Consider the following 14,704-nt stretch of genomic DNA (forward strand, 5'->3'; position numbering starts at 1 on the left):
CACGCCTCGGCATGCGAGAATGCGTTCTCTTTTTTTCCCCTCTCGATGGTTAACCACGCGCAATGACTGCACAACTTATCGACGGCAAATCGATCGCCGCCAGCCTGCGCCAGCAGATCGCCCAACGAGTCACCGAGCGCCGCCAACAGGGCCTGCGCACGCCCGGCCTTGCGGTGATCCTGGTCGGCAGCGATCCTGCCTCTCAGGTTTATGTCTCGCACAAGCGTAAAGACTGTGAGGAGGTCGGCTTCCTTTCCCAGGCCTACGACCTGCCTTGCGAAACCACCCAGCAAGCGCTGGCCGAGTTGATCGACCGCCTCAATGACGATCCGAACATCGACGGCGTGCTGCTCCAGTTGCCCCTGCCCGAGCACCTCGATGCCTCGAAACTGCTGGAGCGTATCCGCCCGGACAAAGACGTCGACGGTTTCCATCCTTATAACGTCGGTCGCCTCGCCCAACGCATTCCATTGCTGCGCCCCTGCACGCCCAAGGGCATCATGACCTTGCTGGAAAGCACCGGCGTGGACCTTTACGGACTCGATGCCGTGGTAGTGGGCGCCTCCAACATCGTCGGCCGCCCGATGGCCATGGAGTTGCTGCTGGCCGGTTGCACCGTCACCGTGACCCATCGTTTCACCAAAGACCTGGCGGGGCACGTCGGCCGCGCCGACCTGGTGGTCGTCGCCGCCGGTAAGCCTGGCCTGGTCCGGGGCGAGTGGATCAAGGAAGGCGCCATCGTCATCGACGTGGGCATCAATCGCCAGGACGATGGCAAGCTGGTGGGCGACGTGGTCTATGAGACCGCCCTGCCCCGCGCCGGCTGGATCACTCCGGTACCCGGCGGAGTGGGACCGATGACCCGCGCCTGCCTGTTGGAGAACACACTTTATGCAGCCGAGACGCTGCATAGCTGACAGACGGGACGATCAGCCCAATCCCGTGGAGCGAGCCTCTTCGCTCCGCGGTATCCCGATCGCCGGATCCTGCTCCGCCAAGCAGCAAATTCTCTATCTCCCCAAATTACAAATTTTTCAGATTCGATTCGCCAGAATCGCCCTTCATTAAACTTTATTTATTCACGGGTCCCGGTGGCACAGGCATATAGCGCTGTCCTCGCCCATACTCATAAAATGCGGCGCTCCTTAACAAGCCGCTGTTCAACGGCATCTTCAACTCTATCGAGTCTACTCGCGTGAAAATTCGTCTTTCGGTCATTAGCCTGCTTTTCGTCTTCACGGGCACTCTCATCACGCAAAACGTCAGCGCGCAGGAAACCATTGCGGCTCCCCGAGACACCTCGAAATTGCAAGTCGCCTCCGGCAGCGCAATCCTCCTGGATCTACAGACAGATAAAGTCGTCTACTCGAGCAATCCGGACGTCGTGGTGCCGATTGCTTCGGTGACCAAATTGATGACTGGCCTGATTGTCCTGGACGCCAAGCAGAACCTGGACGAATACATCTCGATGACCATCGCCAACACGCCAGAAATGAAGGGCGTGTTCTCCCGGGTCAAGCTCAACAGCGAACTGTCACGCCGAGACGTGCTGCTGATTGCGCTGATGTCCTCGGAAAACCGCGCCGCCGCCAGTCTCGCCCATCACTATCCCGGCGGTTACGCGGCGTTCATTGCGGCGATGAACGCCAAGGCCAAGGCGCTGGGCATGACCAGCACCCATTATGTCGAGCCCACCGGCCTGTCTACCCAAAACGTATCGACCGCCCGTGACCTGACGAAACTGTTGATCGCTGCGCGCAAATACCCGTTGCTGAGCGAATTGAGCACCACCAAGGAAAAGACCGTGACGTTCCGCAAGCCGGTCTACAGCCTCGGCTTTCGCAACACTGACCACCTGGTCCACAAGGCCAACTGGGACATTCAACTGACCAAGACCGGCTTCACCAACCAGGCCGGTCATTGCCTGGTACTGGTCACGAAAATGGGTAATCGCCCGATGGCATTGGTCATTCTTGACGCCTTCGGCAAATACACCCATTTTGCCGATGCAAGCCGCATCCGCAGTTGGGTCGAGACAGGCAAAAGCGCCAGCGTCCCGGCCGTGGCCCTTCAATACAAAGCCGCGAAGAATCTCAAGAGCCGCCAAAGCGGTGTGGTTGAAGCATCCAAGTAGCGTGGCGTAACAATCCTTAAGCCTGAGAGAAATAGCCCCGAGCAAATAGCCCCGACGTGTCGGGGCTATTTTCATTCAGGGCTTGAGATCTCCCAAAGGATCGTAAGGCCTGGAAGAAGGTGCATCCTGCGAATCCTTCTCGTCGTCCCGGGGCGCCTTCGCCGGACCTATCGGATCGACCTGAGGATCGTCGAGATCCGGCGAGTCCGGATCGAAACCCAAATCATCATTACCAGACGAATGCTCGGACGAATGTGGCCCCGAAGGTGTTTTCGACTGTGCCATAGCTGCCTCCTTGAATCATGGCCCGGAGTTTCCAGGCCCTGACGATAAGAACCCGAGGCATGCCAGGTTGTGCCCGACAGGTGACGAACGGGGATCGCATTAGTGTGCAGCGTCCAGCGCCTTGGTCGCCCGCGCCGCTGCCTGCTCCTGCCCTGCCCCGGCCAATTGCTCGGCGGCTTTCAACCAGCGTTGCGAATCAACATTGGCAGGAAGTTGCGTAGGCTTCTGGATCAGTACTGCCCAGCCCCCAGCACCTTTAAAAGCCGACTCGAATGCATCGAAGCTCATCAATGAGCGTCGATTCATTCCAGAGCGCAGCAACACCGTGCGTTTCTGCCGGTTATAACCCGCGAGGATCGCGTAGCGCGGCTCGGACCAGAACGCCGAACCCTTGGTGTAGCGCAGCAATACCGGATAGCCCGCCGCCACCTGTTCGAGCAATGCGGCAAGTTGGCCATTGAGGGGGTACACCACCAGCCCGTATTCACGCGCCAGGGTTTGCAGGTTCTGCTGCAAACGAGCCTCGCCACCGGGCAGGTGCAGAGGTTTCTCCAGCAGCCCGGGCGTGATTACCGTTCCCTGCAAGGTCAACAGGGCCGCCATCGATTGCGGCGCGCCCTGGTGCGTTTCACCGCGAAAGAATGGCACGCTGTTGAGCTCCACCCGCTCGGGCAGGCGCTTGATCTGCGGCGACACGCTGCCGGCGCACCCCGCCAGGGCGGCGAGGCAGGACAACGCCAATACCAGTGATCGAAAAGATGAAATTACTGGCGACATGATGACTCTCTTGTTCAGGCAGACCCGGCATTCGAGCCGGGCGTGGGCCGACGATCATAAGGCGCGCATCGGCCCGGGTATAGCCATAAGCAACAGTTTCACAACCGCGATAGAACGAACCGATCCGTCGCCGCGCACCACGAATCGACTGCTCGTAACACTTGAGCGACTAGACTGTCCATTGTAGAGAGTGCATTGCCCGGTTCCGGGCAGAAGGAGGCGCAGATGAGCCTGATGATGACTGTTCTGATGCTGATATTCGGCTGGCTGAGCGTAGCGGCGGCCATGTTGTGGGGCGTGCTGCGGATCGCCCGGCGCCACCACCCCGCGCCGCAGCCACAAGCGCAACAGAACCCGAAAGCCGCCGGCCGCCACGCCACCGCGCACTGACCTTTACGTCGTCCATAAAAAAGCCGCCCGGGACCTTCGACCCGGGCGGCTTTTATCTATCTCGCTCAGGCTTGCTCGAGGGCCTTCTTTTCCCTGGCCCGACGAGACAGCATGTTCAACACCTCGATCGCTGCCGAGAAGGCCATGGCCGCGTAGATGTAGCCCTTGGGCACGTGGGCACCGAAGCCTTCGGCAATCAGCGTCATGCCGATCATGATCAAGAAGCCCAGGGCAAGCATGACCACGGTAGGGTTGTCGTTGATGAATTTCGCCAGTGGCTCGGCGGCCAGCAGCATCACCAGGACCGAAACCACCACGGCGATGATCATGATCGGCAAGTGTTCGGTCATGCCCACCGCCGTAATGATGCTGTCGATGGAGAACACCAGGTCGAGCATCAGGATCTGACCGATCGCGGCGGCAAACCCAAGGGTCACGCCGGACGTAGCGGACTTCGGATCATCCGGTGCCGGATCCATGCTGTGGTGGATCTCAGTGGTGGCCTTCCACAGCAGGAACAGGCCGCCCGCGATCAGGATCATGTCCTTCCAGGAAAATGCCTGGCCGAGGATCTCGATGACCGGTTCGGTCAACTGCACGATGAAGGCGATGGTGCTCAACAAGCCCAGGCGCAGGATCAACGCCATGCCGATACCGATCCGCCGAGCCCTGGCCCGATGTTGTTCGGGCAGCTTGTTGGTCAGAATCGAAATGAAGATCAGGTTATCGATGCCGAGCACGATTTCCATGACGACCAGGGTTGCCAAGGCAATCCAGGCGGTTGGGCTGGCGGCGAGCTGTAACAGATAATCCATGGGTCAGTCCTGACTCGATAAGACGGGTTAAAGGGTTTGGGTGGAAGGTTTGGCTGCTTCAGCATCGTCCTCGGGTTCTTCCTTGGGGCTGATCAACCCGCCGGAGAGCTCGCTGATGGCTTGTTCGGCAGCCTTGTGAGTATCGTCGATGGCCTGCTTGGCCGTTTCAACCGCTTGTTCCTTCAACTGCTCTGCCAACTGCTGGGCGCTTTTTTCGGCTTGTTCGCAGCCCACGAGCGCCAGCGACGACAACGATAGCAAGGCCGCTAGGCCCAAGGATTTATACGTCATGAAGACTGTGCCTCTCAGAGAATAGACGGAGCACAAGATGGCTCACCAATGGCCCGGCATTCTAGAGGGGCAAATACTTCAGGAAAATTCGTATTTTCAGCGGTTATACTTCGGTTTTTACGAACTGGCGCGCACATGCTCAATTACCGACAGCTCCATTATTTCTGGGTCGTGGCAAAAACCGGCAGCATCGTGCGTGCCTGCGAGCAATTGAACCTGACCCCACAAACCATCAGCGGGCAGATTTCCCTGTTCGAACAGACTTACAACATCAAGTTGTTCCAACGGGTCGGGCGCCAGCTGGAACTGACCGAAGCCGGCCGCCAGACGTTGCCCTACGCCGAACACATGTTCCAGCTGGGCGGCGAACTGGAATTGATGCTGCGGGCCCAGCCCAACGAGCAACAAACGTTGTTTCGGGTCGGAGTGGCGGATGTGGTGCCCAAGTCCATCGTCTACCGCCTGTTGGCGCCGACCATGGAGCTGAGCGACCCACTGCGCATCACCTGCCGCGAAGACAAGCTCGATCGGCTACTGGCAGACCTGGCGATTCAACGCCTGGACCTGGTGATTTCGGACAGCCCGATGCCGACGCACCTGGACATCAAGGGCTTCAGCCAAAAACTGGGGGAATGCGGGATCAGCTTTTTCGCCACTGCAGCGTTGGCCGAGCGCCATGGGCAGGATTTTCCCCACAGTTTGCATGACGCCCCGCTGCTGATTCCCGGGCCGGAGACGGTGGTGCGCAGCCGCTTGCAACGTTGGTTCGCCGAGCAACAGATCCAGCCGCGTATCGTCGGCGAGTTTGACGACAGCGCGCTGATGCAGGCGTTTGGTCAGTCAGGCAGCGGGATTTTCATCGGCCCTAGCGTGATTGCCGAAGAGGTGAAGCGGCAGTACGGCGTGCAGGTCATCGGCCAGACCGATGCGGTGAGCGAGTCGTTCTACGCAATTTCCGTGGAGCGCAAGGTCAGCCATCCGGGCATCGTCGCGATCGCCGAAGGGGCGCGCCGCGAGTTGTTCAGTGCCTAGCACTGCGCGCAGCTGACGCGGGGTCTGAATGTCATCAGCCATAACGTCAGCAGGATCGACACCAGGATGAAGCCGGCCGCGGCGAAACCGACGTTGCCCAACCCCAGGGTATCGATTACCCGTCCGCCGACCATCGCGCCCAGGCCAATTCCCAGGTTGGCGCCGGCGATGTTCAGCGACGCGGCGAACGCCGGCGCCTCAGGTGCAGCCTTCATCAACCGGACGTGACTGACCAGGAACAAAGCCGCCTGGGTCACGCCCCAAATGCCCAGCGCGGCGGCCAACCCGAGGGTCGAATGAATGCTCGGCACCAGCGCTACCATACCGCCGATCATGAACAGGCAGAACACCATCGATGCGATCAACGGATGCCGGTCCACCGCGCGGCCTCCCAGGGAATTGCCCAGCAGGCCCACGGCCCCAAAGCCCATCAGGCACCAGCCTACGAGCGTGCCGTCGAAGCCGGCCAGCCGTTCGAGAATATCCGCCAGGTAGGTATAGGCGGTGAACATGCCGCTGAACACCAGGACCGACAACAGCACATGCCCCTGCATCAAAGGGCTGCGCAGGATCTTGAGCTGCGAGCGAAAGCTCACTTGATGCTGATGCAGGTTGGTTTTTGGCAGATAGATAAACAGCAGCAGCGCCTTGGCAAACGCGATAACAGCCAGAATCGCAAATGCGCTGCGCCAGCCAAACGCATCGGCGATCAGCGTACCCACCGGAATGCCGAATACCGTGGCACAGACGATGCCGAATCCGATCCGGGCAATCGCGCGTCCGGCGAACTGCGGTCCGACAATGTCCACCGCCGTTTCGCTGGCCAACGCCCAGAATACCGGCAGGCCCAGCGCCGGGACCAGCCGGGCAACAGCCATGACCCAGATGTTGGGTGCCAGCGCCGCGAGGGTATTGGCCAGGCCGAACATCACCAGCACGCTGATAAACAATTTGCGCCGCTCGACACGGGCGAACCAGGCAGTCAGGAACGGCCCGAACGCCGCGACGGTAAACGCGAACAAGGTCACAAGCAGTCCCGCCTGGGGGATGCTGACGTGCAGATCACGGGCAATGGATGGCAGCAGGCCGACGATGATGAATTCCGTGGTCAACACCGTGAACCCGGCGGCGGACAACAGGAAGATTGGCAACAGCATGCAAGACTCCAACAAAACGACGACACCAGCGCTAGCCCAATGGCCCGCTGGAGAAATTGAAAATTGAGAAGCGCAAAGCCTAACAGAATGCCACCGTCAGAAAAATCCGCTCAAACAAGCAGGTGACGGATCGTCACAGGTCCGTCAGATTTTTCGTTGGGCTGTGATAAAGTCCGCGGCCTGCAAACGCTCTACTTTCTTTTCGGTCCCGCTCATGTGGCCTGCCCGCTTGTTGCCCTGTTCGGCTGACCGTTGCACATAAAAAATCAGAGATACCGTCATGACAGCTGTCTCCCCTTCTCTTCTGCACCGCCTCAAACACACCAGCCTGGTCACGCAAATTGTCATCGGCCTGATCGCCGGTATCTTGCTGGCGTGGCTGGCACCGGAGCTGGCAAAGTCCACCGCGTTCATCGGCAAGGTCTTCGTCTCCGCGCTCAAGGCTGTTGCGCCGATCCTGGTGTTCGTACTGGTCATGGCCTCGATCGCCAACCATAAGCACGGCCAGGAAACCCACATCCGGCCCATCCTGTTCCTGTATCTGCTGGGGACCTTCGCCGCCGCGGTGGTCGCGGTCGTTGCCAGCACGTTATTTCCGTCGAGCCTGGTGTTGAGCACTTCCGACGTCGCCGTCACCGCGCCCGGCGGCATCAGCGAAGTGCTGCAAAGCCTGCTGTTCAGCGTGGTGGACAACCCGGTCCGGGCGCTGATGGATGGCAACTTCATCGGCATCCTGGCCTGGGCCATCGGCATGGGCGTCGCCATCCGCCACGCCGGCCAAACCACGCGCACCGTGTTGGATGACCTGTCTAACGGCGTGACCGTCATCGTGCGCCTGGTCATCCGCTTCGCGCCGCTGGGGATCTTCGGGCTGGTGGCGTCGACCCTGGCCACTTCCGGCTTTGGCGCCCTGCTCGGTTACCTGCACCTGTTGACCGTGCTGATCGGCTGCATGCTGTTCGTGGCACTGGTGGTCAACCCGCTCATTGTGTTGTGGAAGCTGCGTCGCAACCCATACCCGCTGGTGTTCACCTGCTTGCGCGAGAGCGGCATCACTGCGTTCTTCACCCGCAGCTCGGCGGCGAACATTCCGGTGAACCTGGAACTGAGCAAACGCCTCGGCTTGCACGAAGACACCTATTCGGTCTCGATCCCGCTGGGCGCAACCATCAACATGGCTGGCGCCGCCATCACCATCACAGTGCTGACGCTGGCGGCCGTGCATACCCTGGGTATCGCGGTGGATTTGCCCACGGCGGTGCTGCTGAGTGTTGTCGCCGCCATCTGCGCCTGCGGTGCGTCCGGTGTCGCCGGCGGTTCGCTGCTGCTCATTCCGCTGGCATGCAGCTTGTTTGGCATCCCCAGCGAAATCGCCATGCAAGTGGTCGCCGTGGGGTTCATCATTGGTGTCTTGCAGGACTCGGCGGAAACCGCGCTGAACTCGTCGACGGATGTGTTGTTCACCGCGGCGGCTTGCCTGGGTGAGGAAGAACGGTCGCAGCGTACTGCCTGACAGACAGACACAAAAAAGCCCGGAACGGCTCACACCGTTCCGGGCTTTTTCATGCTTGCGGGTTTAGAACGCGCCCATGTAATCGCGCTTGCCCACTTCTACGCCGTTGTGACGCAACAGCGCGTAGGTCGTGGTGACATGGAAGAAGAATTGCGGCAGACCGTAGGTCAACAGGTAGGTTTGGCCGCTGAAGCGCTTCTCCTTCGGCGTGCCCGGACGGGTCACGATTTCAATGCCTTCCTTGCCGTCGATCTGCTCGGGTTTGATGCCATCGATGAACGCCAGCACCTTGGCGATCAACGCTTGCAGCTCAGCGAAAGTGGTCTCGCTGTCGTCATATTTCGGCACTTCAATCTCGGCCAGACGGGCGGACACGCCTTTGGCGAAATCCACGGCAATCTGCACCTGGCGCACCAACGGGAACATGTCCGGGAAGAGGCGCGCTTGCAGGAAAGCGTTCGGGTCGATGCTTTTTGAGGTGGCGTGGGCTTCGGCCTTGTTCAGGACATCGCTCAGGGCAGTGAGCATCTGCTTGAAAACCGGGACGGAGGCGGCGTACAGGGAAATAGTCATGGTGGTCTCATGCGGGTGATGAAAAAGAGATGAATCGAACGTGGGCGATTATAGCCACGGCTTGTTACGCACCTTGTCTTTTATTGCGCAAGGATTAGGCTAGCGTCCTCCACAGCATAGGGAACGCGCGATGAGCATCGAAGAACAAAGCCAGGCCGAAGAACCACGGCTCAATAGCACGGAAATCCGCATTCTCGGCGCATTGATCGAAAAGCAGGCGACCAATCCCGAAACATATCCCCTCACGCTCAACGCGCTGGTGCTCGCCTGTAACCAGAAAACCAGTCGTGAACCAGTGACCAACCTCAATCCGGGCCAGGTCGGCCAGAGCCTGCGGGCATTGGAAGGCCAGGGCTTCACCCGCCTGGTGATGGGCAGCCGCGCCGACCGCTGGGAACACCGGGTCGACAAAGCGCTGGAGCTGGTGCCGGCCCAGGTGATCCTGATGGGATTGCTATTTTTGCGCGGCCCGCAAACGGTCAATGAGCTGCTGACCCGCAGCGGCCGCATGCATGACTTCGAAGATGCCGAGCAGGTCGTGCATCAGCTTGAGCGGCTGATTGCCCGAGGCTTGGCGCTGCTGGTGCCACGCCAGGCCGGCCAGCGCGAAGACCGTTATGTGCATGCGATGGGCGACCCGGCGGACATCGAGGCCATCCTCGCCGCCCGCCACCAACCGACAGAACGCAGCATTGGCAGCGGCGTATCGCTGGAGCGCATCGAAGAACTCGAAGCGCGGATCGCCGCATTGGAAGAACGCCTGGCACGACTGGAATAACGAGGCCTACACGGACCGGGCGAAGGCCACGGCTTTTTCGAACTGTTCCAGATTGGGCCGCACGCCGGTGTACAGGACGAACTGCTCCAAGGCCTGGATTGCGATGACTTCCAGCCCGGTGATCACTCGCTTGCCCTCCGTCCGGGCCTGCACGATCAGCGGCGTTTCCGACGGGATCGCCACGACATCGAACACGGTGTCAGCCGCGGCGATCGCGGCGCGGTCGAACGCCAGGTGTTCCGCTTCCGGGCCGCCGGTCATGCCGATTGGCGTTACGTTGATGAGCATCTGCGGGCGTCGGTCAGCCAGTTCAGACTGCCAGTCGTAACCCAGCGAATCGGCAAGGGCTCGGCCAGTGGTTTGGTTGCGAGCGACGATCAGCCCGTTCTTGTAGCCTCCGTCGCGCAAGGCGCTGGCGACGGCCTTGGCCATGCCGCCGCTGCCGCGCAGCGCAAAGGTCGAATCCTTGGGCACGGCATGACTTTGCAGCAACTGAGCGATGGCGATGTAGTCGGTGTTGTAGGCCTTCAAGTGCCCGTTGGTATTGACAATGGTATTGATGGACTGGATCGCTGCGGCGGAAGGGTCCAATTCGTCGACCAAGGCAATGCACGCCTCCTTGAACGGCATCGATACGCCGCAGCCACGAATGCCCAAGGCACGTATCCCGCGCACCGCACCAGGCAGGTCCTGGCTGCTGAAGGCCTTGTAATAGAAATTCAGCCCCAGCTGTTCGTACAGATGATTGTGAAAGCGCAGGCCAAAATTGCCTGGGCGCCCCGATAGCGACATGCACAATTGGGTGTCTTTGTTGGGATTGATCTGCATGCTCGTCTCCTTGATGCCACTTTCGGACAGGCGGGATCACCGTCCCGACAGTTTATTTCGATGATCAGACACCGGGCGCAGCGTGGCGACTCGGCAATTTGTAGAAAAAACCGCCACAGACCTTACACAACATTTACCCAACGGCGTTGCAAATCCTGGGAAAATCGCGGTCATAGCAAGTATCCCCGCGCCCCTACTTGGGTCTGTTGCAGACCACAGGCGCCGGGGCCGGAACGAGGAATCGCCATGAAACGCAAACTCCCCATCATCGCCCTGCTTGTGGGGGCTCTCGCGGTCACCGGCCAGGCATCCGCCCATGGTCGCGGTGGTTGGGAGGGGCCCGCAGTGTTCGGCGCCATCGTCGGCTCGGCCATCGTTGGCTCGGCGCTGATCAGCCGTGACCGGCCGGTGTACGTCCAGCAACCGGTTTACGTGCAGCCGCAGCCGGTCTATGTGCAACAGCCGCCACCGGTCTATTACCAGCCGCAACCGGTGTACGTGGAACAGCCGATCTACTACCGTCCGGCACCGGTGTATTACGGTCCGCCACGCGGCTATTACTACGGTCCACCACGCGGCCATTACGGTCGCTGGTAATCACCGTTCAAGCGACACAAAAAAACAGCCGGCGATCAGTGATCGCCGGCTGCTTTTTTTGGGCTGGCATCAGCTACGAGGTCAGACGTGCTCGCTGCTTTTCAGCCGCACCGGGTCGTGCTCTGGCGCCAGGTGCTCAGCCACCGCTACCACCGGAATCTCGTTGCCGTCGCAGTCGTGCAGCTTGCCGTCACTGAAGTAATCCCCTTCGCGCAGCGCCGCCAGATCCTGGTAACGCAACACCCGCTCAGTACCGGCGGCGAAGACGGACTGCTGGTCGGAATTGCCCGTGGTGAAGTGGTTGAACGCCAGGTTCAGGATGATCGCCATGATCGCCGAGGAGCTGATGCCCGAATGGAAGATCGTCGCGAACCAACTGGGGAAATGATCGTAGAAGTTCGGGGCGGCGATAGGAATCATGCCAAAGCCGATGGATGTGGCGACGATGATCAGGTTGACGTTGTTACGGTAATCAACCTTCGACAGGGTCCGGATGCCGCTGGCGGCCACGGTGCCGAACAGCACGATACCGGCGCCACCGAGCACCGAGGTGGGCACTGCGGCGATCACCCGCCCCATGAACGGCAACAGGCCGAGCACGACCAGGAACACCCCGCCAGTTGCCACCACGAAACGGCTCTTGATCCCAGTCACCGCCACCAGGCCGACGTTCTGGGCAAACGCGCTTTGGGTGAAGGAACCGAAGATCGGCGCGATCATGCTCGACAGCATGTCCGCCCGCAGACCGTTGCCCAGGCGCCGGGAGTCGACCTTGGTGTCGATGATCTCACCCACTGCCAGGATATCGGCGGAGGTTTCCACCAGCGTCACCATGATCACAATGCACATCGACAGGATCGCGGCGATGTGAAAGGTCGGCATCCCGAAATGGAACGGCGTCGGGAAGCCGAACATCGGGCCTTCGCCGACGGAGGAAAAATCCGCCATGCCGAGGAACACGGCGATGACCGTACCGATGACCATCGCCAGCAGAATCGACAGCCGCGAGATGGTCGCGCTGCCCATTTTGCTCAGCAACAACACCAATACCAGGGTCACCGCAGCCAGGCCGATGTTTGCCATGCTGCCAAAATCGGGCGCATGGCTGTTGCCGCCCATTGCCCAGCGCGCCGCCACCGGCATCAGCGTCAGGCCGATGGTGGTGATAACGATGCCGGTGACCAATGGCGGGAAGAACCGGGTGATCCGCGAAAACACCGGCGTGATCAGCAGGCCGATCAGGGATGCGGCGATGACGGCGCCGAGGATGGCCTGGAAGCCCCCTTCTCCGCCGGTGCCGACAATCGCGACCATGGTGGCGACGCCCGAAAACGAGACGCCTTGGACCAGCGGTAGCTGACAGCCAAAAAACGGCACGCCGAGCGTCTGCAACAAAGTTGCCAGCCCCCCTGCGAACAACGACGCGGCGATCAGTAGACCGATGTCCGACGGTGACAACCCCGCCGCCTGGCCAATGATCAAGGGCACCGCGACGATGCCACCATACATGGTCAACACATGTTGCAGGCCGTAAGCCATATTCGCGCCGACGCCGAGGTTTTCGTCCTCGGGCCGTGGGAGTGAAACATGGGGCGTTTTCATGGTTCGGGGGTTCCCTGTTTTTTGTTATGAGCACACTGTATTCAAAACTCGGGACAAATGTCCATAGAGTTGTATACAACTTGTTGCCCGTACATCGTCTACAGGGTTGCAATTGCCGAACCAGAAGCTTCAGCTTTCTACACTAAAAGCCGCTGCACCGCGGGCCGCAGCTCCCCTCGGGGCGGCACCCTCAAACCAAACTCGTTTTCCAGCAGGTCGATCAGTTCATCGGCATCGTTAATGGTGCGTCGTTCGCTGTCGTGTCCAATCCGGTGCACGGCGTAGCTGTTGCCATTGAGGGTCTTGCGCAGCCCTTCCCCAGTACGAGCGACCATCAACCGGCCCATGAAGGGTGATTCCGGGTGGGAGCAGACGTACCAATTGCCGACGGCGTAGTCGATTTCCTCCTGGCGTTGCAGGTCGAACAGGTACATCGGCCGCCATTCATCGGCGACCTTGGCCCTTAGCAGATAGCCGTCTTCATTGGCCTCGATGCGGTACGGCTCGTGGGGTGTCGGTTGAACGTCGCGACTGTCCAGCAACAGCGGCGCGGTGGGCACCATGCCGCCGAAGCCGACATCGGTGATATAGCGCACGTCGTCAAGCGTCACCAGGCTCAAGCGATGAGTGCGCGCGGTCCAGGCGCCCTCGGGCGCGTTCATGACGACCCGTCCGGTGATGCCGCGGGCGCTGAAGCCGAGCACCTGCAAAAGCGCGAGGAACAACTGATTGAGCTCGTAGCAATACCCGCCGCGCCCTTGCTCGAACACCTTTCGTTCGACCGATTCGAGGTCGATGGGCACCGGCTGACGCAGCAGCGACGAGAGGGTCTCGAACGGAAACTCGGCCGTATGACGCTGTTGGAGCAGGCGCAACGTATCGAGGGTTGGCGGTGGGGCCGTGTCGAAGCCCAGTCGGCGCAAATAGCGGCCGGTATCGCTCAGTCGCGACTCGCTCATGGGGATGTCCTTTCCTGTCAGGTGCAGGGCCAGCGGTAAGCTGGCGGCAATCCGCAGGTATAAGGCATTTCCCTCTTGCGGACAATCTGCGGCGACCGCCCGTTCTACGTTTAACGCCGCTTTCGCGAAGACAACCGAATCCAAGTGGGCGCATGGTCGCTGGGATGAGGTTGGTTCCTGACCCAAGCGTCCACGCCCGCCTCGCTCAGGTAGGCGCTGGCCGCCGGGTTGAGCAGCAGGTGATCGATGCGCAGCCCGGAATTCTTCTGCCAGTGCTGGCGGAAATAATCCCAGAAAGTGTAGATGCGCTCGTCCGGGTAGAGGTGACGCAACGAGTCCGTCCAGCCTTGGTCCAGCAGCCGCTGATAACACTCGCGGCTTTCAGGCTGCAACAGCGCATCCTTGAGCCAGGAACGCGGGTTGTAGATGTCCATGTCGGTGGGCACCACGTTGTAGTCTCCGGCCAGCACCACCGGATGATCGCTTGCCTGTAGCGCCTGCGCATAATCGATCAGCCGTTCGAACCAGGCCAATTTATAGTCGAACTTGGGGCCTGGCTGCGGGTTGCCGTTGGGCAGGTAAAGGCAGCCCACCAGGACACCGTGCACCGCCGCTTCCAGGTAGCGACTGTGACTGTCGTCGTCGCCCCCCGGCAGGCCGCGCCGGCTCTCCAGCGGTTGCGCATCGCGGGCCAGGATCGCAACACCATTCCACGAAGCCTGGCCATGCCAGATCGATCCGTACCCTACCGACTCCAGTTCCGCTGCCGGGAAATCCTTATCCGCCGCCTTGAGTTCCTGCAAGCAAACGACCTCGGGTTTCTCCCGTTCCAGCCACTCCAGCAGGTTAGGCAACCGGGCCCGGATGCCGTTGATATTGAAGGTTGCGATTCGCAGGTTCTTCATGGGCCAAAAACTCTGAATGCCAACACACTGGTTGTGACCGTGAGGAAGCCGCCCAGGTTGCAACCACT

At 60.5% G+C, this 14,704-nt stretch carries 18 protein-coding genes; 7 read left to right on the forward strand and 11 right to left on the reverse strand.

The window, feature by feature from the left end; translation table 11 throughout:
• Positions 1 to 62: 62 nt before the first annotated feature.
• Positions 63 to 917, forward strand: a complete 855-nt coding sequence (gene folD / locus HU742_RS16600; protein ID WP_186609762.1) for a bifunctional methylenetetrahydrofolate dehydrogenase/methenyltetrahydrofolate cyclohydrolase FolD — start codon at positions 63 to 65, stop codon at positions 915 to 917.
• A 278-nt stretch (positions 918 to 1,195) separates the two neighbouring features.
• Positions 1,196 to 2,134 (forward strand): D-alanyl-D-alanine endopeptidase, encoded by a 939-nt coding sequence (gene pbpG, locus HU742_RS16605; protein ID WP_186636429.1) that lies wholly within the window; start codon positions 1,196 to 1,198, stop codon positions 2,132 to 2,134.
• Positions 2,135 to 2,209: 75 nt separating this feature from the next.
• Here pbpG and HU742_RS16610 read toward each other — a convergent pair whose 3' ends face one another.
• Positions 2,210 to 2,419 (reverse strand): DUF6021 family protein, encoded by a 210-nt coding sequence (locus tag HU742_RS16610; protein WP_186636432.1) that lies wholly within the window; start codon positions 2,417 to 2,419, stop codon positions 2,210 to 2,212.
• 99 nt (positions 2,420 to 2,518) lie between these two features.
• Entirely contained in the window at positions 2,519 to 3,196 is a 678-nt protein-coding gene (locus HU742_RS16615) for a peptidase C39 family protein (protein ID WP_186636434.1), read from the reverse strand.
• 225 nt (positions 3,197 to 3,421) lie between these two features.
• Between HU742_RS16615 and HU742_RS16620 the strand changes: the two genes are divergently transcribed.
• Entirely contained in the window at positions 3,422 to 3,586 is a 165-nt protein-coding gene (locus HU742_RS16620; RefSeq protein ID WP_186636437.1) for a hypothetical protein, read from the forward strand.
• A gap of 65 nt (positions 3,587 to 3,651) precedes the next feature.
• Here the strand turns inward: HU742_RS16620 and HU742_RS16625 are convergent, their stop codons facing one another.
• Both HU742_RS16625 and HU742_RS16630 read right to left on the reverse strand, forming a co-directional pair.
• A complete protein-coding gene (locus tag HU742_RS16625; protein ID WP_186636440.1) occupies positions 3,652 to 4,401 on the reverse strand; it encodes a TerC family protein in 750 nt (249 codons plus the stop codon).
• A gap of 27 nt (positions 4,402 to 4,428) precedes the next feature.
• Entirely contained in the window at positions 4,429 to 4,692 is a 264-nt protein-coding gene (locus HU742_RS16630; RefSeq protein ID WP_186636441.1) for a hypothetical protein, read from the reverse strand.
• A 135-nt stretch (positions 4,693 to 4,827) separates the two neighbouring features.
• Here HU742_RS16630 and nhaR point away from each other — a divergent pair, with 135 nt between their 5' ends.
• The gene (gene nhaR / locus HU742_RS16635) at positions 4,828 to 5,724 is read left to right on the forward strand and encodes a transcriptional activator NhaR (RefSeq protein WP_186636442.1); all 897 of its coding nucleotides are present in this window, start codon (positions 4,828 to 4,830) and stop codon (positions 5,722 to 5,724) included.
• Here the strand turns inward: nhaR and HU742_RS16640 are convergent.
• Positions 5,721 to 6,881, reverse strand: a complete 1,161-nt coding sequence (locus HU742_RS16640; protein WP_186636443.1) for an MFS transporter — start codon at positions 6,879 to 6,881, stop codon at positions 5,721 to 5,723. The genes nhaR and HU742_RS16640 overlap by 4 nt on opposite strands.
• Positions 6,882 to 7,025: 144 nt before the next feature.
• The gene (locus HU742_RS16645; RefSeq protein WP_186636444.1) at positions 7,026 to 7,163 is read right to left on the reverse strand and encodes a hypothetical protein; all 138 of its coding nucleotides are present in this window, start codon (positions 7,161 to 7,163) and stop codon (positions 7,026 to 7,028) included.
• On the opposite strand from HU742_RS16645, the gene sstT reads away from it, so the two are divergent.
• Complete coding sequence (gene sstT / locus HU742_RS16650) at positions 7,162 to 8,394, forward strand: serine/threonine transporter SstT (protein ID WP_186636445.1); 1,233 nt, start codon at positions 7,162 to 7,164, stop codon at positions 8,392 to 8,394. The two genes, HU742_RS16645 and sstT, sit on opposite strands and share 2 nt — an antisense overlap.
• Positions 8,395 to 8,457: 63 nt before the next feature.
• On the opposite strand, the gene HU742_RS16655 is transcribed toward sstT, so the two are convergent.
• Positions 8,458 to 8,967, reverse strand: coding sequence for a DUF1993 domain-containing protein (locus HU742_RS16655; protein WP_186636446.1), 510 nt, complete (start codon positions 8,965 to 8,967; stop codon positions 8,458 to 8,460).
• A gap of 130 nt (positions 8,968 to 9,097) precedes the next feature.
• On the opposite strand from HU742_RS16655, the gene HU742_RS16660 reads away from it, so the two are divergent.
• Positions 9,098 to 9,745, forward strand: a complete 648-nt coding sequence (locus HU742_RS16660) for a YceH family protein (protein ID WP_186636447.1) — start codon at positions 9,098 to 9,100, stop codon at positions 9,743 to 9,745.
• Between the two features lie 6 nt (positions 9,746 to 9,751).
• On the opposite strand, the gene HU742_RS16665 is transcribed toward HU742_RS16660, so the two are convergent.
• Entirely contained in the window at positions 9,752 to 10,573 is an 822-nt protein-coding gene (locus HU742_RS16665) for a shikimate 5-dehydrogenase (protein ID WP_186636456.1), read from the reverse strand.
• Between the two features lie 246 nt (positions 10,574 to 10,819).
• Here HU742_RS16665 and HU742_RS16670 point away from each other — a divergent pair, with 246 nt between their 5' ends.
• On the forward strand, positions 10,820 to 11,170 hold the full coding sequence (locus tag HU742_RS16670) for a hypothetical protein (RefSeq protein ID WP_186609776.1): 351 nt from the start codon (positions 10,820 to 10,822) through the stop codon (positions 11,168 to 11,170).
• Positions 11,171 to 11,251: 81 nt separating this feature from the next.
• Here the strand turns inward: HU742_RS16670 and HU742_RS16675 are convergent, their stop codons facing one another.
• The 3 genes from HU742_RS16675 to xth all read right to left on the reverse strand — a co-directional run bounded on the left by HU742_RS16675 (position 11,252) and on the right by xth (position 14,636).
• The gene (locus HU742_RS16675; RefSeq protein ID WP_186636458.1) at positions 11,252 to 12,772 is read right to left on the reverse strand and encodes a nucleobase:cation symporter-2 family protein; all 1,521 of its coding nucleotides are present in this window, start codon (positions 12,770 to 12,772) and stop codon (positions 11,252 to 11,254) included.
• A gap of 137 nt (positions 12,773 to 12,909) precedes the next feature.
• A complete protein-coding gene (locus tag HU742_RS16680) occupies positions 12,910 to 13,731 on the reverse strand; it encodes an arylamine N-acetyltransferase family protein (RefSeq protein ID WP_186636460.1) in 822 nt (273 codons plus the stop codon).
• Between the two features lie 110 nt (positions 13,732 to 13,841).
• Entirely contained in the window at positions 13,842 to 14,636 is a 795-nt protein-coding gene (gene xth / locus HU742_RS16685; protein WP_186636461.1) for an exodeoxyribonuclease III, read from the reverse strand.
• Positions 14,637 to 14,704 lie beyond the last annotated feature (68 nt).

The sequence above is a fragment of the Pseudomonas marvdashtae genome (assembly GCF_014268655.2).
In the GTDB taxonomy this organism is placed as follows: Bacteria; Pseudomonadota; Gammaproteobacteria; order Pseudomonadales; family Pseudomonadaceae; genus Aquipseudomonas; species Aquipseudomonas marvdashtae.